We start from the raw sequence: 22861 nt of genomic DNA on the forward strand, positions 1-22861 counted from the left end.
TAACCTGATACTACACAAGCAAAGGTACAAAATACAACAATCTATCAGTTCAAATTGTTACCTTCGATTGATTCATATCTATATTATGGCAAAAAGGAAATCATCTCATCTGGAACTCGTTTTAATACAATTAATTAGCGATGTTTTAGAGAAAAGTAAAAACGAAGCCCTGAATTACAAGCAGGTTTCAGCCAAATTGAACATTACTGATCCGTCGGGTCGTGAAACCATACTGGATGTACTCAGGGAACAGGCTAAAAAAGGCATCTTTCTGGAGCCTGAAAAAGGAAAGTTCCGTTTAAAAGACCTGAAAACTTTTGTCACCGGAAAGGTAGACATGACTACAGACGGCTCTGCTTTTGTAGTACCGGATGACGAGTTTGAAAAAGATATTTTTGTATCTGCCCGCAAGCTTCATAATGCTTTGCACGGGGATCAGGTAAAAGTGTATATATACGCCAAAAAAAGCGGACGTAAGAATGAGGGTGAGGTCGTTGAGATCATCAAACGTGCCAAGACAGATTTTATTGGTGTGATCCGTATTTCTGACCGCTTTGCTTTTGTAAATGTAGACGACCGCAAGATGCTGCATGATATTTTTGTCCCCCTAAGTGATCTTGGTGGAGCTAAAAACGGGCAAAAGGTTCAGGTAAGTATAACCGATTGGCCGGAAAGCGCTAAAAATCCAATAGGAAAAATCGTTACAATCTTAGGCGAACAGGGCGAAAACAATACAGAAATGAACGCCATATTGGCACAATATGGATTTCCTCTGGCTTTTCCTCCTGAAGTAGAACGAGAGGCAAATGCAATCCCTGAACAAGTTACAGCAGCTGATCTGAAAGACAGAAAGGACTTTAGAGATACGGTTACATTTACAATAGACCCTGCAGATGCGAAGGATTTTGATGATGCCATCTCTTTTAAGAAACTGGAAAATGGCAATTATGAAATCGGTGTTCACATTGCAGATGTTTCTTATTACGTAAAGCCAAATAGCCATCTGGATAAAGAAGCTTATGCAAGAGCTACTTCAGTTTATCTGGTAGACAGGGTAATTCCCATGCTCCCAGAGCGCCTGAGTAACGGCGTATGCTCGCTCAGACCACATGAAGATAAGCTTTGTTTTGCTGCCGTATTTGAACTTGATGACGATGCAAATATAATTACCGAATGGTTTGGACGGACAATCATACATTCCAACAGACGCTTCTCTTATGAAGAGGCTCAGGAGGTTATCGAGACCAAACAAGGTGATCATTCGGAAGAAATATTGAAACTTAATGAACTTGCTTACATTCTCCGTGACAGAAAATTCAAGAATGGCGCTATCAGTTTCGAAAGTACTGAAGTAAAATTCAAACTGGATGAAACCGGTAAACCAATTGGCGTATATGTAAAAGAGCGTAAAGATGCTCATAAACTGATTGAAGACTTCATGTTACTTGCTAACAAAAAAGTGGCTGAATTTATTTCTAAAAAAGGTAAGGGCAAAAAGAAATACACCTTTGTATACCGCTCCCATGACTCCCCTAACCTCGAGAATCTGGGCAATTTTGCATTATTTGCTGCCCGCTTTGGTTATAAGATCAACATGAAGTCAGATAAAGAAATTGCAAAATCGCTAAATTATCTGATGGAGGATGTGGAAGGTAAAAAAGAACAGAATGTACTTACACAGCTTGCCATCCGTTCCATGGCCAAAGCAATCTATACCACTAAAAAAACCAGTCACTATGGCTTGGCATTTGATCATTACACACACTTTACCTCTCCTATACGGAGATATCCTGATGTAATGGTACACAGACTCCTTGCAGCTTATTTAAATAATGAAAAATCTGCAAATGAAGAAGAGTATGAAACTGCTTCATCGCATTCATCCACTATGGAAAAAAGGGCAGCAGATGCAGAACGCGCCTCTATTAAGTACAAGCAAGCAGAATATTTAGAAGAAAATATCGGCAATATCTTTACAGGCATCATTTCAGGGGTTACCGAATGGGGTATGTACGTTGAGATCATAGAAAACAAATGTGAAGGAATGATCAGATTGAGAGATCTTTCAGATGATTTTTATGTACTTGATGAAAAAAACTACTGCATTGTAGGACAGCGCAAAAAGAAGAAATACCAATTGGGTGATGAGGTCAAAGTCAAGGTTAAAAAAGTAGACCTGGCTAAACGACAGATTGATTTCACACTGATACAAGATTAGACAACATTAAATAAGAATGCATTCTCCTTCAGAACTATTAGAAAAAATAGAACAGGCAATAAACGACATACAATACCCGTCTCATCCTGCATCATTATATGAACCAATAAGTTATATCATGAGTCTTGGTGGCAAACGCATCAGACCTACCATGCTGCTGATGGCTGTAGACCTATTTAACGGAGATATTCAACAGGCCATTCCGGCAGCACTGGCCATTGAAACTTTTCATAACTTCACGTTGATCCACGATGACATCATGGACAATGCACCACTTCGCCGCGGCAAGCAAACGGTACATGAAAAATGGGGCGATAACACCGCTATTTTAAGTGGAGACGTGATGATGGTGGAAGCCAATAAACATTTAACCAGAGTTGAGGTGGCTATACTAAAACCTGCGCTGGATACTTTTAATAACACAGCTCAGGGAGTGTGCGAAGGGCAACAGCTGGACATGGAGTTTGAATCCAGGAATGATGTAAGTATTGATGAGTACATCAATATGATCCGTTTGAAGACTGCAGTCCTGGTTGGCGGAGCGATGAAACTCGGTGCCATTGTATCGAAAGCAAGTCATGAGGAAGCTGACCTTATATACCAGTTCGGAGAGAATCTTGGCATTGCTTTCCAACTTCAGGATGATATTCTTGATGTATATGGAGATCCGGAAAAATTCGGTAAGCAAGTTGGCGGGGATATCATCTCTGACAAAAAGACCTTCCTAAGGTTAAAGCTACAGGAGTTAGCAGATGCAAACGATCTTGAGACATTGACTATGCAGCAAAGTCCTGAAATTAACGCCGAGAAGATTGGCAAAGTAACTGCGCTGTATAATCAGTATGAAGTAAAAGAGCAGGCTACATTAGTGATGAAGGAATACCTGGAAAAGGCATTTGCAGCACTTCACTTGATCAGCGTACCTGAAGAACAAAAGAGGGAACTCATACTTCTCGCAAATCAGTTGATGAACAGAGAAAGCTGATCATCAAATAAGAATACATAAAAAAGGCCTCAACAATCGTTGAGGCCTTTTCTTTTAACAGTATCTTAAAACTATTCTGCAGGAGCAGCTTCTGTTTCAGTAGATTCAGTTGCAGTTTCAGCTTTAACAGCTTTTTTAGCTGGAGCTTTCTTTGCAGGTGCTTTTTCAGCAGTTTCTTTTGCAGGTGCAGCAGCTTTAGCCACTTTCTTTGCAGGTGCTTTTTCAGCAACAACTTCTTTAACTACAGCTGTAGGTAAAATAGAAACATAAGATTTGTTGTCTTGTTTCTTTTTGAAGATTACAGTACCATCAACCAAAGCGAATAAAGTATGGTCTTTACCAATACCTACTCCTTTATCAGGATGATGTTTTGTACCGCGCTGACGTACTAAAATGTTTCCAGCGATAGCTTCTTGTCCACCAAAGATTTTGATACCTAAGCGTTTGCTATGCGACTCACGTCCGTTTCTGGAACTACCGGCTCCTTTTTTATGTGCCATCTTGTTTTATATTTTATAAATCACCTGTTAGCCAGGAAATTCAATGTTTAACAAATAATTATAAACTGATACCAGAGATCTGGATCTTAGTGAAATACTGACGGTGACCGTTTTTCTTTTTGTAACCTTTTCTACGTTTCTTTTTGAAAACGATTACTTTATCACCTTTTAAATGAGACACGATTTTAGCTGAAACAGTTGCGCCTTTCAATGCAGGAGCTCCTACAGAGATTTTACCACCATCTTCAACCAACAATACATTGTCAAATTCAATACTAGCGCCTTCATCTCCTTGCAAACGGTGTACAAAAAGGTGCTGGTCTTTTGCAACTTTGAATTGCTGTCCTGCTATATTTACTATTGCGTACATTGTTAAATAATTATTATTTTAAATTGTTTATTTTTTTTATCGAGGTGCAAATATAGAATTTATTTTTATAAATACACAACACCATTCATTATTTATTACTATAACGTTGTTCAGCATCATTAATGCTTTGTTCAATCAATTGCGTCATCTGTTTTGCCAGCCCCTGAAGCTTCGGTATTTCATTATAATCAGTCAGATAAGTAACCGTTTTGGATTTGCGTTTATAATTGAACTGGATTACATAGCGCAACACTTTTGAGGTTTTTAAATCTGTTCCCTTGTTGGCAATTATTTCAGGGAAATTCCAAAAGCCTAATTCATTGGCTTTACCATGCAGATAAATGATATCGTTAGACCTAAGCTTAACATTTGTTGTCACCAATGAATCACGCGTGTCTTTGTAATGATATTCACCTGTAGCTGAATTGTATGAATTTTCAAGATTCTCCCCTGGTCCCCATTTATAAATAATAGATACAAACTCTGTCGATTTAAAGGGTGCATTCTTAAACATTGGAATGTAATAGATTACGCAATAAACGATAAAAGGCACTACAATCGTAAAGGCTAAGAATATTTTTTTTGTTTTGGTAGTCATATATTTATTTTACTATAATACTTTCTTAATCGCTAATCAAGCGGGCCGCTAAGCTCACCCTCCCATTTACTAACCACAGCGGTAGCAATACTGTTTCCAATGACATTTGTCGCTGATCGCCCCATGTCCAATAACGGATCTATTCCGATTAAAAGTGCTAGTCCGGCCTCGGGAATATTAAACGTAGCTATGGTTCCGGCTATCACCACTAAAGAAGCTCTTGGCACACCGGCGATACCCTTACTGGTAAGCATCAGGATAAGCAGCATCGTTATTTGCTGCTCAAAAGACAAATGGATACCATAAGACTGCGCAATAAAGAGCGATGCAAAGGTCATATATAGCATTGATCCATCAAGATTAAATGAATAACCCAAAGGCAAAACAAAACTCACAATTTTATCTTTACAACCAAAACGTTCCAGCTGCAATAGTGTCTTTGGATAAGCAGCTTCGCTACTCGCCGTACTGAAAGCCACCAGAACAGGTTCTTTCATTCGACTCATCAGATTAAATATCCTCGTTTTAAGAATGCTAAATCCTATCAGAATCAGAACAATCCACAACAATAGCATCGTAGAATAAAATTCCCCGATAAACAATGCATAAGTTGACAACACTCCTAATCCTTGTTTTGCGACAATTGCGGCCATTGCTCCGAAAACTGCAAATGGGGCAAAATTCATTACATAACCGGTTACTTTTAGAATCACATGTGCAACAGCATCAAAAAAGTTAATAACGATCTGCCCCTTCTCTCCTATTGCTGCTGTAGCAACACCAAAAAATAGTGAGAATACCACAATCTGCAGAATTTCATTGGTCGCCATGGCCTCGGTCATACTTTTAGGGAAAATATGAGAAATGAAGTCTTTGAGTGATAAAGCCACTTTATGAATTCCTGTATCTGCATTACTTGGCGGCAAAGGCAAGTTCATTGCTTCGCCTGGTTTAAAGATATTCACCATAATCATTCCCAGTACCAGGGACAACAGGGACGCACTCAAAAACCACAGCATCGTCTTTCCTCCAATCCTTCCGACTGCCTTAATGTCCCCAACCTTAGCAACCCCAACTACCAATGTAGTAAATACAAGAGGCGCTACGATCATTTTGATCAGGCGAAGAAAAATATCACTTAGCAAAGTTAAAGGCTCCAGGCTCTTTTCCCTCGCAATAGTGGCATTCTTAGCGGCTGTACTTGCTAAAACTTTTTGTGCCTTCAGGTCGGCATATTGCACAATGGTCGTATCTTTTATTCCATTTAGCTGGATGTCTAGGGTTTTTATCTGGCTTTCAGATGTAGCAATAGTATCATTATAATCCTTAAATGAATTAACATTTAAAAAATACCCGAGTACCACACCTAATATTAAAGCAAGAAAAATGAAAAAGGTTAGTTTGTTGTTCTTTACCATTGTTTTCTTATAAATTTTTCAAGTCTGTAAAACTACAATAATTAAATTATTCTCTAAACATTGTATATAAAGTGTGTAATTTTACTTTTTGACCCCCGTAACAAACAAGGAATACTTCAATCTAAACCAGGAACAAAATAAGTTTAAGTGGAAAAAAAAGACCAGTTATTTAAACAGATTTTCGACACCAACTCTAAAAAGATATTCCATTTATGCTATGGTTACACTGGTGATGAAGATTCGGCAAATGATTTACTGCAGGAGACTTTTTTAAAGGTCTGGCAAAATTTAGATAAGTTCCGTAACAAGTCACTGATATCAACATGGATATACCGTATAGCAGTAAACACCTGCCTTACTTATCTGAGATCGGAAAAAAGACAGGCAAAAGATGAGCTTACGGAAAACATCATAGAAAACCGCGCCGAAGAGTTCTTAGAAAAAAATGAGCAAATTGCTTTGCTGTATAAGTCCATATCCAAATTGGAAGAAAATGACCGCTTAATCATTACTATGGTACTGGATGAACTACCATACAACGAAATAGCAGAGATATCCGGGATTAGTGAAGGAAATCTTAGGGTAAAAATTCATCGTATTAAACAAAAACTTACCGAATTATACAATCAGCATGCAAGAATTTGATCATATACAATCGCTTTGGCAATCACATTCGGTTGAGGTAAAAATCTCTTCTGATGAAATGCTGGCGCAGGCAAAAAAAGAAGTCAATGGAATCAGAACCAGATCCCTCTTCAATATTCTTGGAATGATTTTGTCTTTTGCCGCCATTACAGCATTAATAATATTTTTTCAGTTTAATTCCTGGACTACCCTGGCAGGCTTGAGCATTATAGTAGCATCGGTAGCTGTTTACACACTTATTCTTTATAAGGATTACAGAATAATCGCACAAAACGATTTCACAGAACATCCCAATGCATTTTTATCGAAACTGAAAATATACCAGCTCAACAAATTCACAATATACAATAAGCTTTATTGGTTTTATGCTATAGCCTTATCTGTTGGTTTTATCCTCTACTTCTATGAAATGCTGGATAACCTGAATATTTGGATACAAGTCGGAATCATTTCCTTTACGATATTCTGGATGGCCTTATGCGCGACAATCCTGCGAAAGGCCTATATAAAACGTGAGAAAGAAAGACTGGATCTTTTGATTGAAAAATTTGAAAGGATCAGTGGTCAGTTTAAAGACCAGCAATAAAAAAAAGTCATCCTGTTTGGATGACTTTTATTATTAACTAACCCAAATTTAAATTCATCCAAACTTATATGGGTTTACCTGCTTCAAATATAAATTTCATATAGAGATCCCAATAGGCGAAAATCACCCAATTATCCATTAAACATTAAACCTGTTTACATGGGTTATCTTCCACGCACCTTTTCTATCTCTTTCTATGGAAATGTAATTCTGCTGCACAAACGACGGAAATTTAAAATCTACCCTTGCAAGTATTGTACAATCATTGGTTGTTAAAATCTCAAAATCAGAGCTGCAATTCAACATGATCTCACCGCTTTTTTTATAGAAATCGAGTATTTCACTTTTTGAGTGTTCAATAACTTTATCTTTCCTATTTACTTTGATGGTCGCTCCATCTTTTAACACAACATCAAAAAGTGCTGCATTGCCGTTTAAATTAGCCTTGATAAAAGCTTCAATAACTGAATTAGGTTTAATATTGATTTCATTTACTGGTCGGTCTGCTTTTGCTGAAAGCGTAGTAAAAGCCATACTTAGTATGGCTAAATACATTAAAAATCTTGTTTTCATTGTGTAATTGTTTTATGTTGTTTTTAAGGTTTTCAAAGAACACGGAATACAATTAAATACTACCGGAATTTGCCCGGTGTAATTTTAAATGAACTCCTGAATAAGCGTGTAAATGAACTTGGACACTCAAAACCTACGATATCCACAATCTCACTTACCGAATAATCTGTATTTTTTAAATAATACTTAGCCTGCTGAAGTCTTACATCTGTTAAAAATTGATGTGGCGACTGATGGTAAGCCTGTTTGAAAGTGCGTAACAAGTGATTTACTGACAGGCAGGCAGCTAACGCTACATCATACAAACAAATGCTCTTATTGTAGTTGCTCAGCATGTAATCTCTGGCAATAGACAACCGTCTCAATATTTCTGAACGGGTACTGAGATTAAGTGATTTCAAAGATTTCGCCCTGTTTGTGACTTCGGCGTGGTATAAATCATAGTATGCCGACAAACAACCGTTAAAGTATTCCATCAATAAAACTTCGTCTTTCAACCCCATTTCAGTTGCTTTTTTAAGTTGTTGAATTCCGGTTCTAACTTCTTCATTTAACGCATAAATGGCTTCGATAAAAACAGGCTTTCCATTTTTGTAATACTGGGGGTTATCCAGCAATACCCTATTTTCGTTTGCGCTTGAATATTCATAATCACAAACAAAATCAGCATCAAATAATATGGAACAAATATTTACCTCTTCAGCAGATTCTATCTTGTTGGAATAAGCACTCCCTTCATTTAAAACAATGAACTTTTCCGGAAACAACTTGAGATCGCGCTTACCGATGACGAAATCTCCGGAACCGCGAGATATGGTACTTACCAGATATTTTTCAGTAATACCTGAATTATAAGCCCGACTGGTTGTCTCGCTTATAACTTCATTCTTACAAACAGTCATCCTATAGATACCCATCACAGTGTTAATTTGGCTTAACAAAGCTACATTGATGTTTTTCTGGATTATTCACCCTTTAAGGGGTATATTTAGATCAGGATTAAAAATACCCCTTCTGGCGGTATTTTTTAATCGTATATTGATAAATATATTTACAATTGGGTTAATCACATATATTCACTTCTTGTGTTTTACAAAAAGCTATCTTTTCTGATACTTATGCTGTCTGCTTATAATCCAGCTGCCTATCCACAGCGCTATAATTTTGAGCAGTTTGACATTGACAAAGGTCTTACACAATCACAGGTAACGTCATTTGCACAAGACAGCCACAGAAGACTCTGGATAGCGACTCTGGGAGGAATAAGTTGCTTTAACGGCAGCGAATTTACAAGTTATACCAAAACCAATGGTTTAAGCAGCAATTTTACGCTTACTCTTGCTGTTGGCAAACAAAACAATCTCTGGATTGGATCTGCAAGGGGTACCACGACCTATAACGGACTTCAATTTTCCAATTACGGTGATCATAAAAAATGGGTAAACAGACTGGTCGTTGATAAAACTGGCAGCACCTATGCTTTAAAGTCTAAACATCTCTTTAAAATTACAGGCCAAAAAGAACAAGCCGTTTCTATTACCCGTGACAAGATGGAATTCGTCACCGCGCTGAATCTTGATCAGTCTGGAAAAATATGGGCGGCAATCCATCAAAAGGGAATTTATAGCCTTGAAAACAACATATGGGTATTGCGATCACGAGATTCTCTCACTTTCCGCAAACTATTTATTACCGATATCTTGGTCGACAAATTTAATCTGCATAAGGTTTGGCTGGTGACCTCAGACGGTATCTATATCCTGAACAACAATGTTCTGAAAAAGGCTTATCCCGAGATTACCTTAAAATGTATGTCGATTGCACAAGACGATAAAGGGGCAGTTTGGATTGGCACCAGTAAGGGAGCTTACTGTATTACTTCTACGCAGGTCATACATTTCAATTCAAAAAATGGTTTTACTGACAACATGGTCAATACTATTTTTAAAGATATTGAAAACAACATTTGGCTGGGAACTGACGGATCCGGGATTTTCAAGTTTACAAATAACACATATGTAACTTTTGATGAAACACAGGGAATACAAAACAAAATAGTCATGGCGATATCCAATGGCCCTGAACCAGGAACAATATGGCTTGGTTCATTTGGAGGATTGTATGAATACAAGCAAAATCAAAAGATAAAAAGTATAACCATCCCAACTAATAATGAAGATGCTTATCGCATCAATTTCCTGTATAAAGACAGTAAGAAAAACGTGTGGATCGGCACCCCCGGTGCCGGATTATGGATGCATAATGGAAAGCAAATCATAAAGGTAGATGAGAAATATCATGATATCGCTTACAATGCCATTCTTGAGGATACTGATGGGAAAATATGGCTTTCCACAGATTACGGATGTCTGCTGTACAACCCCATAAACCATGATTTTAAAAAAATTACCAGGCAGTTTGGAGGAGGTCTTCTTGAGATGGGAAAAGACTCGATCATTACAGGAACTCAGGACGGCGTCTGGCTCATTAATAAACAAAAAGCTTCTCATCTGGATATAAAAGGGCTGGAAGGTTCCAGTATTTTATCTATGTTGAAGTATAAAGAATATGTACTTTTCGGAACAGCGGATTATGGATTGATGATATGGAACAGTAAAACGGGCAGCTCTAAAATAATAAACACAAAGTCAGGCCTGGCTTCCGATCACGTCTACAGCATTTTAAAAGACACCAAAGGAATAATATGGCTGGGAACAGGTCGTGGGGTCAACAGATTAAATCCGAAAGATTTCAAGCTTATTCCAAACGTCAATAACGACAACATACTCGTAGAATGCAATCAAAATGCAATACTCCAAAATGGAGACAACATCTGGATTGGAACCACAAAAGGAGCGATAGTTTTTCCGGTTAATTCATCTAGTTCGACTAAGGTAAAGCCATACATATATATCAATTCAGTAAGTATTTCTCCGAGCTACAAGCGGGACAGCAGTAAAAAGCTCAAAACATTTTTCAAAGATTATGAATTAGAATATGCTCCGGCCTTACCATATGACCACAACCACATTAACATCAATTATACTGGAATCTACCTTTCCAGCCCCAATGCCATATCCTATAAATACAGGTTGCTTGGACTTGACAATAAATTCAATCTGGCCGGCACTAATACTTCAATAAATTTTACAGCGCTGCCTCCTGGAAAATACAGGTTTGAAGTAATTGCACTTACCAGAGAAGGCATTTCTTCTGAAAATGCAGCCAATTTTTCTTTTGAAATACTCCCACCCTACTATCAGACAGGTCTGTTCAGATTCTTCATGCTGCTGATCGTGATTCTCTCGATTCTGCTAGCAGTTTATATTATTCTAAAACTGAATGAAAGAAAACGGAAATTTCGCTTAAAAATAAAGCTTGAAGAACAATTTAAGATCAGAAAGCAAACTGCCGAAGATTTTCATGACGATCTGGGTAACAAACTTACCCGAATTACAGTCTTATCAGAAGTATTGAGCAGTATGATCGACAAAAATGATACTGAAAAACGGGGGATTCTAAAAAAAATCAGCAATAACGTGGACGAATTATATACAGGAACTAAAGATATTCTTTGGGCACTTAATCCAAAGAACGACACACTTAGTCAGCTACTAAATCATATCCGAAGTTTTGGAGAAGAAATGTTCAATGAAACGCCTATAGAATTCCGAAGTAATATTAACATTAACAATAGAGATTCGCGGCTATCTCTGGATATCAGCCGAAATATTTTACTGATTTTTAAAGAATCCATACACAATGTATTAAAACATGCCAGGGCAACAGAAATCACCTTTTCTGCAGTATTGAATAATGAAATACTTACACTAAGTATTGTTGACAATGGGCAGGGATTTGATATTGAGCATGCAAAAAATGGGCATGGCATAAATAATCTGTATGTAAGGGCCAAAAGAATCAATGCCAATCTCAACATCACCTCAGGCACTCAGGGAACAAGTATATCCATAATGATTAATTTTCCAACACTAAAGCATTTCAAAAATGTATAATCAGTCTATAGCAAGGGTCGTAATAATTGAAGATGATGAAACGATACGAGAAGGTTATGCCTATCTGATTAACAATACCTCTCCGTATACGGTAGTTAATACCTACCCTTCTTTTGATCTCGCAAAACAAAAAATCAGTAAAGACAATCCAGATGTAATTATATTGGACATTCAATTACCTGGAACAAACGGCATAGAAGCCTTGCCTCAATTAAAAAAAATAGTTCCGCATGCCTACATTATCATGCTTACCGTTTATGAGACTGAAAAAACCATATTGGATGCACTTGCCAACGGGGCTTCTGGCTATTTCACAAAAAACACTTCATCAGCAAAAATAATCGATGCCATACAAGAAGTAATACAGGGCGGCGGTCCTATGAGTCCTGATGTTGCAAAAATAGTCATCACTTCTTTACAAAAAAACCAGGATTCACCGCTAACAAAAAGAGAAGCTCAAATCCTGGAATTAATATCAAAAGGTAAAGACAGGGGTCAGATCGCGCATGAACTGTTTATTGAAATAGAAACGGTAAAAACGCATATCAAAAACATCTATTTAAAGCTTAATGTGAACTCTAAGTCTGACGCCATCAGAGTAGCAAAGTCTAACCGCCTAATCTAGCAAGATCACTCTCCCTTTTTTAGTTCTGAAATCTCGAAGCTATTGCCTCTCAAACTATATTGAAGGTATTTCATATCACCTGCCTTTATACTGGTATCTTTAGGATTTACCAGTGGATAGGTACGGAAAAGTTCTCCATTTTTTATACTGAATTTATCATCACCTGCATAGCTTTCTTTTGCCCTGCTGCTCAACGGTGGAAAACTGATTTTATTAAAACTACCACCCGAATACTCATAAACATTAAGATCTTTCACATTCTTTTTACTAAGTAATTCTATATAAATCTCAGGATCTCCATCATTGTCCATATCCATATTCCAGGCATCAGTAATGATTCCTTTGCGTTCATTAGAAAATGATTTGTAGTTATTTCTAATAGAGTCTGACATCAGAATGGTATAACCACCTATACTGTCGACTCCCTTTCCCCAGCTGATCAATTCAAAGTTAATTCCCGGTCTGATCTCAATGTCTTTATAAAACACAAATTGTCCGGCAGGCTTCTTTGTTTCAGACGTTTTTTTACCTGCTGCACCTTTTTCACCGTCACTACAAGAAGCCAGAAAAAGCAGTCCTGATAATATCAGAGACTGCTTTACCAAGTATTTCATTAATTTCATTTCTCTTTTTTAATGCAAATACAATTAAATAATCTATTTAGCTTTCAAATCTGCACCATTGTTTAAGATCGTCTCTGTAACGACACTTCGTCTGCCTCCAGGAGTAATAACGATGGTTTTCAATACGCGTTTTTGCCCTTGAGGAACCACGACTTTGATTGGTCCTTTATATAAATTACCATTTTCAGATGGACGGGTAAGGTCAAACGTATAATAGATCTTAGCTCCCGGTACCGGTTCTTTCAACTCAATGCTAAAATCTTGTCCATTCATTACCTTATCTTTCAGGCCGATTGGTGCAGGTACCCAGTAGTTTGTTTTCTCTCTATCTAGTTTAGCTAAATGCAATGGCAGACGTTCTTCAGAGAAGTTTTTGATATCCTTACGCTCAACAGGACTCCATGCAATTTCCGATAAAGAGAATATCCTTGGAAAGATAAAGTACTCTACTTTTTCAGGAGTTCTTACATATTCTGTCCATAAATTGGCTTGAACACCAATTACATGTTTCTTTTCATCGGCAGTCAGTTCAGCAGGAATGGGATCATAAGAATATACTTTAGCATAATTAGACAAACCTCCGATGTTTGTCGGCTCATCAACAGACTCAGATTGTTTATGATCAAAGTACAAACCATTTCCATTGGGCGTCATGATCACATCGTGCTTTTGCTTAGCTGCAGCAATTCCTCCAGCAGTGCCTCTCCAGGACATCACGGTCGCATTTGGTGCCAACCCACCTTCAAGAATTTCATCCCATCCGATGATAGAACGGCCTTTTGAATTCAGGTATTTTTCGATTCTCTGGATAAAATAACTTTGCAACTCATGCTCATCTTTTATTCCAAGCTGTTTGATCAGTTTCTGACAAAACTCACTTTCTTTCCAATATTCCTTAGGACTTTCATCACCTCCGATATGGATGTACTTAGAAGGGAAAAGTGTAAGCACTTCATCCAATACATTTTCGAGGAATTTGAATGTGTTCTCACTAGGCACAAATACATCATCAAATACACCCCACTGCTGCTGCACTTGTTTTCCTTTTCTTGATCCTGCCCATGGGGTTTTTGCATCAACAAAAGTATCTCTGTCAGGGAAACAGCTCAATTCAGGGTAAGCCGCAATCGCAGCCGAAGCATGCCCTGGCATTTCTATCTCAGGTATCACATTGATAAATCTTGCCGCAGCATAAGCCACAATTTCTTTTACCTCATTCTGAGTATAAAATCCTTTATAAACTTCATCATCTGTACCTACACCAGGATGATGACCAATGATGGTTCCATTTCTACTGGCGCCTGCTGTGGTCAATTTAGGATATTTCTTGATTTCAATTCTCCAGCCCTGATCTTCAGTTAAATGCCAGTGAAAAGTATTCAGTTTGTACTGGGAAAGGATGTCAATGTATTTTTTAACGAAAGCAACAGGGAACATATGACGGCCAACATCAAGATGCATACCTCTGTATTTGAACCTTGGGTAATCGTTTATTGTTGCAGCATTTACAACAATTTGATTGTTCTTTTTCTCAGGTAGCAGCTGAATGGCAGACTGTACAGCATAGAACAAACCTGCATCTTTACCTGTAATCGTTATTTTTTTATCCGTGATATCAATGGTATAACCTTCAGCAGGTAACTTATCCGCTCCCGCAGAAGTAATCACAATTGCCCTATCATTAGCTCCTGCAGTCTTTACTTCTCTCAATGCATATCCGGCTTTTGTTACAATCGCTGCATTCAGCAAATCTGTTACTCTTGCATTTGCAGCGTCTGCAGACACCAATACGACAGTTTTATCCAATTTAAAAGAACCGCTCTTTTTAGTTACAGATACCGGGGCAGGAATAATCCCCATATTGGCATCAGTTTGCGCCAATACATTTACCGAGATAAATGCCATAAGCGTAATTGATAATAATCTTTTCATGTGTGTGGTCAAAATTTTTGATTGTATTTAAGCCACAAGATAAAAAAAATCTGTTAAGAAAAAGCACAAAAAAAAGGCAGAATCACAATGATCCTGCCTTTTATCTAATAAACTGTCAATTAAGACAAAACTTTTACCTCATCTTCTTTAGCCGCCAAATAACGTTCAGCATCCAAAGCTGCCATACATCCCGAACCAGCAGCTGTAACTGCCTGGCGATAATAGTGATCCTGCACATCTCCACAAGCAAAAACTCCCTCTACGTTGGTTTTTGTAGATCCAGGGATTGTTTTCAGATAACCAGTCTCGTCCATTTCCAACCATCCTTTAAAGATGTCTGTATTAGGTTTATGACCAATCGCTACAAAAAATCCTTCAACAGGCAAATCAGATTCTGCACCTGTCTGGTTGTTCAGTACCCTTACGCCTGTCACATTTTTACCATTACCAAGAATTTCTTTTGTTTCTGAATTGTAAATCACTTCAATATTTGGAGTATTCATCACCCTGTGTACCATGGCTTTAGAAGCTCTGAACTCATCCCTTCTAACCAACATATATACTTTTTTACAAAGTTTAGCCAGGTAAGTAGCTTCCTCTGCAGCTGTATCGCCAGCACCTACTATTGCTACATCCTGTCCTTTGAAGAAAAATCCATCACACACCGCACAAGCTGACACACCAAATCCATTATATTGTTGTTCACTAGGTAATCCCAGCCATTTAGCGGTAGCACCCGTTGAAATAATCACTGTATCTGCAGTGATGGTTTTAATTTCGTCTACTACAACTTTATGTGGCATTGACGTAAAATCTACTGAACTCACGTAACCAAAACGAATATCTGTACCAAAGCGTTCTGCTTGTTTACGGAAGTCTTCCATCATTTCCGGACCTGTTATTCCATTTGGATATCCAGGAAAATTATCAACTTCTGTAGTTTGGGTCAATTGACCTCCTGGCTCCATACCAGTGTACATAACGGGCTTAAGATCTGCACGTGCAGCATAAATTGCAGCAGTATAACCGGCAGGGCCGGACCCTATAATTAAACATTGAACGTGTTCTGTTTCTTGTGACATATTTTTAATTGTATTACACAGCAAAATTACGCTTTATCCGGCTATCCAGCAAACCGCATAATGTAACAAATGCAACATTGTGATTTATAGATTATAATTGAACTTAGGTTTGGATAACACCGACATTAAACTGTCTTTTTATGGGTGATTGGTTAGCGGCTTCAATTCCCATCGAAATTACTTGCCTGGTGTCTTTAGGGTCTATAATTCCGTCAACCCAAAGCCTGGAAGCGGCGTAATATGGTGTCGTCTGACTGTTATAACGATCCGTAATTTCTTTCAACAGCGCAGCTTCTTTTTCAGCGGTTATCGTCTCCCCTTTTGTTTTAAGTGAAGCCTCCTGAATCTGCAACAATACCTTGGCAGCCTGAGCCCCTCCCATTACGGCAATCTTAGCGCTTGGCCAGGCATAGATCAGTCTTGGATCATAAGCCTTACCACACATCGCATAGTTACCTGCCCCATAAGAGTTACCTATAACAATAGTAAATTTAGGCACCACTGAATTGGCTACCGCATTGACCATTTTAGCACCGTCTTTAATAATACCTCCATGCTCAGATCTGCTTCCCACCATAAATCCGGTCACATCCTGTAAAAACACCAAGGGGATCTTCTTCTGATTACAGTTCATAATGAAGCGGGTAGCTTTATCCGCACTGTCAGAATAAATTACTCCCCCAAACTGCATCTCTCCTTTTTTCGATTTTACTACTTTACGCTGATTGGCTACAATGCCAACCGCCCAGCCATCGATCCTGCCTAAACCACAGATGATGCTTTGTCCGTATAATTTTTTGTATTCTTCAAAATCAGAGTCATCTACCAAACGATGAATAATGTCCAGCATATCATAGGGTTTCTCTCTATTTTCTGGAAGAATTCCATAAATCTCATCCTCTTCGAATTTAGGAAGGCCTGGTTTTATCCTGTCAAATCCTGCTACCTGCGGCGCGCCCATCTTACTCATGATGTTTCTGATACTATCAAGACAAGCCTGATCATTTGGATGCTTATAGTCCGTCACGCCCGAAATCTCACAGTGAGTCGTTGCTCCTCCGAGAGCTTCATTATCTACTTCCTCTCCGATGGCTGATTTTACAAGATAAGAACCGGCAAGAAATACCGAGCCTGTGCCATCAACGATCATTGCCTCATCACTCATGATTGGCAAATATGCACCACCTGCAACGCAAGAACCCATAATCGCCGCAATCTGTACAATACCATCTGAAGACATGAGGGCATTATTTCTAAACATACGTCCAAAATGCTCCTTATCGGGGAATATTTCATCCTGCATGGGCAAATAAACACCTGCACTGTCCACCAGATAAATCACTGGCAATCTGTTCTCCATTGCAATTTCCTGGGCCCTCAGATTTTTCTTGGCAGTCATAGGAAACCATGCCCCGGCTTTTACAGTCGCATCATTAGCGACAATCATGCATTGCCTGCCTGAAACATATCCGATTCCACATACCACACCTGCAGAGGGACATCCTCCTTGTTCAGCATACATGTCTTCTGCAGCAAAAGCTCCTATCTCCAAAAACTTGCTTTCTTTATCAATCAAATAAGCAATGCGCTCGCGAACGAGCATTTTACCTTTCTCCTTTTGCTTTGCCGCACTCTTCTCTCCCCCACCTTTATATATCTTTTTTAAACGCGTTTTTAACTCGTAAACTGACTGTTTATTAACGTCTTCGTTTTTATTGAATTCTATATCCATCGCAGGCAAGTTAATTGTATTTTTTTATGGAACAAAAGTCCAAATCAGGATTTGGTATAGAAACACCCTTAACTAAAGATCGTCATTCCGAATTTATTTCAGAATGACGATCAAAGTAAAAACCAGATTTACAATTTAATCTAGTCCGTATATTTCTTGAATATAGAAGTCGCTGTGTGCCCGCCAAATCCAAATGTGTTATTCACTACATAATTTACCGGCTGATGTACAGATTTACCTAAAATAAAATTAAATCCTTTAGGTATTTCCGGATCAATATCTTTGGTATTTATAGTAGCCGGAATGATGTCATTCTTTACAGAAAGCACACTGATTACACTTTCGATTGCACCGGCCCCACCCAGAAGGTGACCCGTCATAGATTTGGTAGCGCTAATAGCTACTGGCAAATCACCAAATACTTTTTTAATACCATTTAGCTCGCCTATATCTCCCAAACCTGTTGAGGTAGCATGCGCATTGATATAGTCAATTTTATCAGGTGTTATTCCCGCGTCAGCCAAAGCTTTAGATATACCCAAAGATGCGCCCAATCCATCCGGAGGAGTTCCGGTCAGGTGATAAGCATCAGCTGCCATACCTCCGCCAACCATTTCTGCATAGATATGTGCACCTCTTTTTACCGCATGTTCCAGCTCTTCCAGAATTAAAGCACCTGCACCTTCACCGATTACAAACCCATCTCTGTTTACATCAAATGGACGTGAGGCTCCCTGAGGATCTTCATTATTTTTAGACAAAGCCTGAGCAGCGTTAAAACCACCTACTGATGAAGGAGTAATTGCCGCTTCAGAACCACCGGCAACCATTATAGTAGCTTTACCTAAGCGGATAGTATCAAATGCATTTATGATCGCTGTGTTCGAAGAAGCACAAGCCGATACCGTAGCGTAGTTTGGTCCATGGAGCTTATTGCGAATAGAAATTACACCGGCCGCAATATCAATGATCATTTTAGGAATGAAATAGGGGTTAAATCTTGGAGTACCATCACCCAGATGAAAATCTTTCAGTTGCTGTTCAAAAGTACCAATACCACCATTTCCCGAGCCCCAAACTACACCAACTTCATAACGGTCAGCTTCAGACATATTTTCGAAATCAAGACCGGAATCTTTAATGGCCTGATCACTCGCAGCTATTGCGTACTGCGTAAAAACGTCATATTTCTTTACTTCCTTCTTGTCGATATACTCTTCGGCATTAAAGTTTTTAACCTCAGCGGCAAAATTAGTTTTGAATTTTGAAGCATCAAATTTGGTTATTGCTGATACGCCGCTTTTTCCGGCCACAATATTGTCCCAAAACTCTTGCACTGTATTACCCAGAGGGGTTACAGCTCCTAAACCTGTCACTACTACTCTTTTCATATTTTACTTATTTTCTATTAACGGCTGCTCTTTTAAATGCCTCCGGGTTAATTAAAATTGTATGCAATCACCTATCTATCCCGTTCAGGATTTTCTTTATCCTGAGTAAATTTGCGCTGCAATTTACAACATTCTTCTTAAATAAGCCTTATGAAGCAACAGAGATATTTCATCCCAACAATGCCGTTCCGCCGGCCATCCTCTCTATTAAAGCCATGCATAATGCCCCTAAAGCCAGAGTTGCGATTACAGCCATTAAACTAAGAAAGAACATTATTCTTTGCAAGGAAACATAGACCGTTTCGTCCTGCTTCCTTCTTTTGATATCATTGTAAATATTTCTGAAATTCCTATAAAAGAACAATACACTAAATCCAATGGCAAAAAAAATTGCAGCAATTGCAACAGTTAATATTTGATAACTGGGCTGATTCTGGTTCAAAAAGAGGTCGCTAAGCGTAATCAGTCCCGCCAAAAATATAACCGCAGCAGCTGTATTGACAGAAAATCTAAATAAGACAAACATATTTCCTAAGTATCACGTAAATACCGAATATAATCATTTCCACAAGTTTTTAAGAAATCAAACAGACACCAGCATATCCAGGAAATATGGCAGCGTCGGATTATTATTTTGGTTCTTCCATACAGCATAAAGTGCGGTGCGTTGTGGAATATGCTTCAATTCAATAAACCGAATACTGGAATTTTCAGTCGAGGCCAGTGATGTGGGAATCACAGAAAGCCCCATACCGTTTTCCACCATTTTGAATATTGTGGGCGCATGAATCGATCGATGAGCTACTTTCGGGGTAAAGCCCTGGTCAATACATAGATTTATGATCTGTTGGTAATACAACTGACTTTGATCATTTGGAAACAGGATAAAATTCTCATCCTTAAACTGGCCTATATGCTCAAATGAAGCAGTGGTAACCGGATGATTTTTTGGTAGCACCAGGGAAAAAGTTTCTGTATGAACCCTTTTACTGACAAAACCATCAGGTAAATGATTGGAACGCATAAAACCGATGTCGAGCGTCTCATTCTGGAGTGCGACCAGCTGCTCAGCATTGTTAAGCTCATCCAGCCGAAACCTGATGTTCGGACAATCGGTATGAAATTGCTTTAATAATCCCGGCAGTACTGAAGACATCGCCGAGGCCACAAAACCTATTCCGATCTGTCCCGTATTCCCTGCAGTATATAATTTAATGTTCGTAGCGGCAACCTCTACTTTATTCAAAATCTGAAGCACATCTTTGTAAAATAACACCCCGGCATCGCTAAGTGACACCTTACGATTAGTTCGCTCAAATAGCGAGACTTTTAGAATTCCTTCCAAATGCTTGATCTGCTGGCTCAGGGCCGATTGCGAAATGAACAAGAGCTCTGAAGCCTTGCGGTAGTGCAATTCCTCAGCCAGTACTTTGAAATAATTGAAGTGTCGCAGCTCTAATTGATTAGCTATACTTATCATTTGTTAACCATTATGTATTGTTTACTAATGATAAATGTATGGATATTTGACACGTATTACCAAATATATAGACCAAATGATTGAAAAAGTATTGACACTAGGCCTTGGCAAAGTAGGTACCTTGGTTGGCGTACTGCTGAGCAAGCAGTTTCAGGTGACGGGTATGGACAAACATGAACCTCATTACCCATATCAACTTCCTTTTAACGTGATTACCGGCGACGTAACCGATGAGAAATTAATGGGGCAACTGATAGCCGGCCACGATGCGGTAGTTTCGGCATTACCTTATTTCCTGAACAAGACCATTGCAAAAATAGCCCATCAATTGGGCAAGAGCTATTTTGACCTCACGGAAGACGTGGAAACAACAAAATACATCATTGATCTGAGTACAACGGCTACCGCAGTAATGGCACCACAATGCGGGCTGGCACCTGGAATCATCGGGATTATCGGTGCACATCTTGCCAAAGATTTTGAAAAACTGCGCTCTATTGAAATGCGTGTGGGTGCACTGCCAAAATATCCCAACGGCGAGTTGGGCTACTCCTTTACCTGGTCGGCCGCCGGCGTGGTCAATGAGTACATCAATGATGCAGAAGCCATTCACAACGGCCACCGCAAGCAAGTAGTGAGTTTACAGGGCAAAGAAGCGATCAACATTGAAGGCGCCAGTTATGAGGCATTTTATACCTCCGGCGGATTGGGCACCATGTGCGAGACCTACGAAGGCATGGTTGATAAGCTGGATTATAAAACCATCCGCTATCCAGGACATTGCGACCTCATGAACTTTTTAATCCATGAACTTCACCTGAAAAATAACAAGCAACAGCTCGAAGAGATATTGAAAAATGCAAAGCCTGAGGTAGAAGATGATGTCGTACTGGTTTATGCAGCAGCAGAGGGCTGGAAAGATGGACAGCTGAAACGTAATGAATATTGCAAGTCATACAGCCCGGTAATTATAGATGGTCAGAGCTGGAGGGCAATCTCCTGGACTACCGCGGCCAGTTTAGTGGCAGTTATAGAAATGGTAGCCAATGGTGCTTTACCAGCTAAGGGTTTTATAAAACAGGAGGACATTCCTTTTGAAGCACTACTAAATACTCAAACCGGTCAGCTTTTCAGCAGCGGTAAACTTGGGCAGTTACAGGAAGTTTAATACCAGGCTTATGAACTTTAACAACCATAGTCAACTCGACATTTTTTTGAACATACTTTTCGAAAGGTATAGTCAGCAGGTGCCGGCAGTGCGAAAAATAACAGACGCGATGATCAGCAGGGGCATAGTCAGCGGACAGGAAGACATCATAAATGATCATATTGCTTTCAGAACTCTTGGCGTTCCTCATCTGGGCATTAATTCTTTTGAAAAGATCTTCCTCCACCACGGCTATACCAAAAGGGACAATTATTATTTTGAGGGCAAAAAGCTAAATGCCTACTGGTACTCCCCGCCTTCACCGGAATACCCCAGGATTTTCATGAGCGAATTGATTGTGGAACAGCTTTCAGACCATGCGCAATCGCTGATCAGCAAGTACACCAGTCACATCAGTGCTGACCCGGTAGATAGCCTCAACCTGAACGATGGACAGGAAATTGGAGAATTTTTTCACAAACCGTTATGGGAATTACCTGAAAAGGCAGATTATGAGACCCTCCTGGGGGAAAGTGAATATGCTGCATGGGTAATTTACAACAGGTATTACCTGAACCATTACACCATCAGTGTGCACGACCTGAAACCCGGCTATAATCGTTTGGAAGATTTCAATACCTTTGTAACATCACTTGGACTGAAATTGAATACGGAAGGCGGCACCATTAAAGTTAGTCCCGACGGTTTGCTCCGCCAGAGCAGTTCTGTAGCTGAAATGCAGGAAGCTATATTCGCCAACGGTGAGAAGATGGACATCGCAGGCAGCTATGTGGAATTCGCCGAGCGGCTCGTACTTCAGCAGTTTACTGAATTGGCTGCTACGGAGCTTAAATCTGAACACCGCCGCGAAGGATTCGAAACCGGCAATGCCGACAAAATCTTTGAAAGCACTTATACCAAACAAATTAAAGGTTAACTA

At 39.1% G+C, this 22861-nt stretch carries 21 protein-coding genes; 8 read left to right on the top strand and 13 right to left on the bottom strand.

Translation table 11 applies throughout. The features are described 5' to 3' along the window. The first annotated feature begins 85 nt into the window (after positions 1 to 85). Positions 86 to 2218, top strand: a complete 2133-nt coding sequence (gene rnr / locus R2Q78_RS20250) for a ribonuclease R (RefSeq protein WP_316794380.1) — start codon at positions 86 to 88, stop codon at positions 2216 to 2218. A 16-nt stretch (positions 2219 to 2234) separates the two neighbouring features. Then, the gene (locus tag R2Q78_RS20255; protein ID WP_316794381.1) at positions 2235 to 3203 is read left to right on the top strand and encodes a polyprenyl synthetase family protein; all 969 of its coding nucleotides are present in this window, start codon (positions 2235 to 2237) and stop codon (positions 3201 to 3203) included. 71 nt (positions 3204 to 3274) lie between these two features. Here R2Q78_RS20255 and rpmA read toward each other — a convergent pair whose 3' ends face one another. The 4 genes from rpmA to R2Q78_RS20275 all read right to left on the bottom strand — a co-directional run bounded on the left by rpmA (position 3275) and on the right by R2Q78_RS20275 (position 6089). After that, entirely contained in the window at positions 3275 to 3703 is a 429-nt protein-coding gene (gene rpmA / locus R2Q78_RS20260; RefSeq protein WP_316794382.1) for a 50S ribosomal protein L27, read from the bottom strand. A 58-nt stretch (positions 3704 to 3761) separates the two neighbouring features. Then, on the bottom strand, positions 3762 to 4073 hold the full coding sequence (rplU, locus tag R2Q78_RS20265) for a 50S ribosomal protein L21 (protein ID WP_008241463.1): 312 nt from the start codon (positions 4071 to 4073) through the stop codon (positions 3762 to 3764). 88 nt (positions 4074 to 4161) lie between these two features. Next, positions 4162 to 4671: a hypothetical protein gene (locus tag R2Q78_RS20270; protein ID WP_316794383.1), complete on the bottom strand. Its 510-nt coding sequence runs from the start codon at positions 4669 to 4671 to the stop codon at positions 4162 to 4164. A gap of 32 nt (positions 4672 to 4703) precedes the next feature. Next, positions 4704 to 6089: a dicarboxylate/amino acid:cation symporter gene (locus R2Q78_RS20275; RefSeq protein ID WP_316794384.1), complete on the bottom strand. Its 1386-nt coding sequence runs from the start codon at positions 6087 to 6089 to the stop codon at positions 4704 to 4706. 147 nt (positions 6090 to 6236) lie between these two features. On the opposite strand from R2Q78_RS20275, the gene R2Q78_RS20280 reads away from it, so the two are divergent. Both R2Q78_RS20280 and R2Q78_RS20285 read left to right on the top strand, forming a co-directional pair. Beyond that, complete coding sequence (locus tag R2Q78_RS20280) at positions 6237 to 6734, top strand: sigma-70 family RNA polymerase sigma factor (protein ID WP_316794385.1); 498 nt, start codon at positions 6237 to 6239, stop codon at positions 6732 to 6734. Further along, positions 6721 to 7320, top strand: coding sequence for a hypothetical protein (locus tag R2Q78_RS20285; protein ID WP_316794386.1), 600 nt, complete (start codon positions 6721 to 6723; stop codon positions 7318 to 7320). The genes R2Q78_RS20280 and R2Q78_RS20285 overlap by 14 nt, the downstream gene beginning before the upstream one ends. A gap of 138 nt (positions 7321 to 7458) precedes the next feature. Here R2Q78_RS20285 and R2Q78_RS20290 read toward each other — a convergent pair whose 3' ends face one another. Beyond that, entirely contained in the window at positions 7459 to 7893 is a 435-nt protein-coding gene (locus tag R2Q78_RS20290) for a hypothetical protein (RefSeq protein WP_316794387.1), read from the bottom strand. 59 nt (positions 7894 to 7952) lie between these two features. Further along, entirely contained in the window at positions 7953 to 8810 is an 858-nt protein-coding gene (locus R2Q78_RS20295; RefSeq protein ID WP_316794388.1) for an AraC family transcriptional regulator, read from the bottom strand. A gap of 201 nt (positions 8811 to 9011) precedes the next feature. Between R2Q78_RS20295 and R2Q78_RS20300 the strand changes: the two genes are divergently transcribed. Both R2Q78_RS20300 and R2Q78_RS20305 read left to right on the top strand, forming a co-directional pair. After that, complete coding sequence (locus tag R2Q78_RS20300; RefSeq protein ID WP_316794389.1) at positions 9012 to 11909, top strand: two-component regulator propeller domain-containing protein; 2898 nt, start codon at positions 9012 to 9014, stop codon at positions 11907 to 11909. Continuing rightward, positions 11902 to 12534, top strand: a complete 633-nt coding sequence (locus tag R2Q78_RS20305; RefSeq protein WP_316794390.1) for a response regulator transcription factor — start codon at positions 11902 to 11904, stop codon at positions 12532 to 12534. The genes R2Q78_RS20300 and R2Q78_RS20305 overlap by 8 nt, the downstream gene beginning before the upstream one ends. 5 nt (positions 12535 to 12539) lie before the next feature. On the opposite strand, the gene R2Q78_RS20310 is transcribed toward R2Q78_RS20305, so the two are convergent. From R2Q78_RS20310 to R2Q78_RS20340, 7 genes are all read right to left on the bottom strand, one after another. Beyond that, complete coding sequence (locus tag R2Q78_RS20310; RefSeq protein ID WP_316794391.1) at positions 12540 to 13157, bottom strand: hypothetical protein; 618 nt, start codon at positions 13155 to 13157, stop codon at positions 12540 to 12542. 33 nt (positions 13158 to 13190) lie between these two features. Beyond that, positions 13191 to 15089 (bottom strand): beta-N-acetylhexosaminidase, encoded by a 1899-nt coding sequence (locus R2Q78_RS20315; protein ID WP_316794392.1) that lies wholly within the window; start codon positions 15087 to 15089, stop codon positions 13191 to 13193. A gap of 119 nt (positions 15090 to 15208) precedes the next feature. Further along, the gene (trxB, locus tag R2Q78_RS20320) at positions 15209 to 16171 is read right to left on the bottom strand and encodes a thioredoxin-disulfide reductase (protein WP_316794393.1); all 963 of its coding nucleotides are present in this window, start codon (positions 16169 to 16171) and stop codon (positions 15209 to 15211) included. A gap of 103 nt (positions 16172 to 16274) precedes the next feature. After that, positions 16275 to 17903, bottom strand: coding sequence for an acyl-CoA carboxylase subunit beta (locus tag R2Q78_RS20325; RefSeq protein WP_316794394.1), 1629 nt, complete (start codon positions 17901 to 17903; stop codon positions 16275 to 16277). 140 nt (positions 17904 to 18043) lie between these two features. Continuing rightward, positions 18044 to 19294, bottom strand: coding sequence for a beta-ketoacyl-ACP synthase II (gene fabF / locus R2Q78_RS20330; protein ID WP_316794395.1), 1251 nt, complete (start codon positions 19292 to 19294; stop codon positions 18044 to 18046). Positions 19295 to 19463: 169 nt separating this feature from the next. Further along, complete coding sequence (locus R2Q78_RS20335; protein ID WP_316794396.1) at positions 19464 to 19820, bottom strand: hypothetical protein; 357 nt, start codon at positions 19818 to 19820, stop codon at positions 19464 to 19466. 57 nt (positions 19821 to 19877) lie between these two features. After that, the gene (locus R2Q78_RS20340) at positions 19878 to 20774 is read right to left on the bottom strand and encodes a LysR family transcriptional regulator (protein WP_316794397.1); all 897 of its coding nucleotides are present in this window, start codon (positions 20772 to 20774) and stop codon (positions 19878 to 19880) included. A 34-nt stretch (positions 20775 to 20808) separates the two neighbouring features. Between R2Q78_RS20340 and R2Q78_RS20345 the strand changes: the two genes are divergently transcribed. Next, positions 20809 to 21942 carry a saccharopine dehydrogenase C-terminal domain-containing protein gene (locus R2Q78_RS20345; protein ID WP_316794398.1) on the top strand — a complete coding sequence of 378 codons (1134 nt, stop codon included), beginning with the start codon at positions 20809 to 20811 and terminating at the stop codon, positions 21940 to 21942. A 10-nt stretch (positions 21943 to 21952) separates the two neighbouring features. Then, positions 21953 to 22858: a DUF1338 domain-containing protein gene (locus tag R2Q78_RS20350; protein ID WP_316794399.1), complete on the top strand. Its 906-nt coding sequence runs from the start codon at positions 21953 to 21955 to the stop codon at positions 22856 to 22858. Positions 22859 to 22861 lie beyond the last annotated feature (3 nt).

It is taken from the genome of Pedobacter frigoris, from assembly GCF_032678645.1.
In the GTDB taxonomy this organism is placed as follows: Bacteria; Bacteroidota; Bacteroidia; order Sphingobacteriales; family Sphingobacteriaceae; genus Pedobacter; species Pedobacter frigoris_A.

Coding starts and splice junctions, on each gene's coding strand:
- rnr (WP_316794380.1), top strand. CDS start 86: ATGGCAAAAAGGAAATCATCTCATCTGGAACTCGTTTTAATACAATTA.
- R2Q78_RS20255 (WP_316794381.1), top strand. CDS start 2,235: ATGCATTCTCCTTCAGAACTATTAGAAAAAATAGAACAGGCAATAAAC.
- rpmA (WP_316794382.1), bottom strand. CDS start 3,703: ATGGCACATAAAAAAGGAGCCGGTAGTTCCAGAAACGGACGTGAGTCG.
- rplU (WP_008241463.1), bottom strand. CDS start 4,073: ATGTACGCAATAGTAAATATAGCAGGACAGCAATTCAAAGTTGCAAAA.
- R2Q78_RS20270 (WP_316794383.1), bottom strand. CDS start 4,671: ATGACTACCAAAACAAAAAAAATATTCTTAGCCTTTACGATTGTAGTG.
- R2Q78_RS20275 (WP_316794384.1), bottom strand. CDS start 6,089: ATGGTAAAGAACAACAAACTAACCTTTTTCATTTTTCTTGCTTTAATA.
- R2Q78_RS20285 (WP_316794386.1), top strand. CDS start 6,721: ATGCAAGAATTTGATCATATACAATCGCTTTGGCAATCACATTCGGTT.
- R2Q78_RS20290 (WP_316794387.1), bottom strand. CDS start 7,893: ATGAAAACAAGATTTTTAATGTATTTAGCCATACTAAGTATGGCTTTT.
- R2Q78_RS20295 (WP_316794388.1), bottom strand. CDS start 8,810: ATGGGTATCTATAGGATGACTGTTTGTAAGAATGAAGTTATAAGCGAG.
- R2Q78_RS20300 (WP_316794389.1), top strand. CDS start 9,012: ATGCTGTCTGCTTATAATCCAGCTGCCTATCCACAGCGCTATAATTTT.
- R2Q78_RS20305 (WP_316794390.1), top strand. CDS start 11,902: ATGTATAATCAGTCTATAGCAAGGGTCGTAATAATTGAAGATGATGAA.
- R2Q78_RS20310 (WP_316794391.1), bottom strand. CDS start 13,157: ATGAAATTAATGAAATACTTGGTAAAGCAGTCTCTGATATTATCAGGA.
- R2Q78_RS20315 (WP_316794392.1), bottom strand. CDS start 15,089: ATGAAAAGATTATTATCAATTACGCTTATGGCATTTATCTCGGTAAAT.
- trxB (WP_316794393.1), bottom strand. CDS start 16,171: ATGTCACAAGAAACAGAACACGTTCAATGTTTAATTATAGGGTCCGGC.
- R2Q78_RS20325 (WP_316794394.1), bottom strand. CDS start 17,903: ATGGATATAGAATTCAATAAAAACGAAGACGTTAATAAACAGTCAGTT.
- fabF (WP_316794395.1), bottom strand. CDS start 19,294: ATGAAAAGAGTAGTAGTGACAGGTTTAGGAGCTGTAACCCCTCTGGGT.
- R2Q78_RS20335 (WP_316794396.1), bottom strand. CDS start 19,820: ATGTTTGTCTTATTTAGATTTTCTGTCAATACAGCTGCTGCGGTTATA.
- R2Q78_RS20340 (WP_316794397.1), bottom strand. CDS start 20,774: ATGATAAGTATAGCTAATCAATTAGAGCTGCGACACTTCAATTATTTC.
- R2Q78_RS20345 (WP_316794398.1), top strand. CDS start 20,809: ATGTATGGATATTTGACACGTATTACCAAATATATAGACCAAATGATT.
- R2Q78_RS20350 (WP_316794399.1), top strand. CDS start 21,953: ATGAACTTTAACAACCATAGTCAACTCGACATTTTTTTGAACATACTT.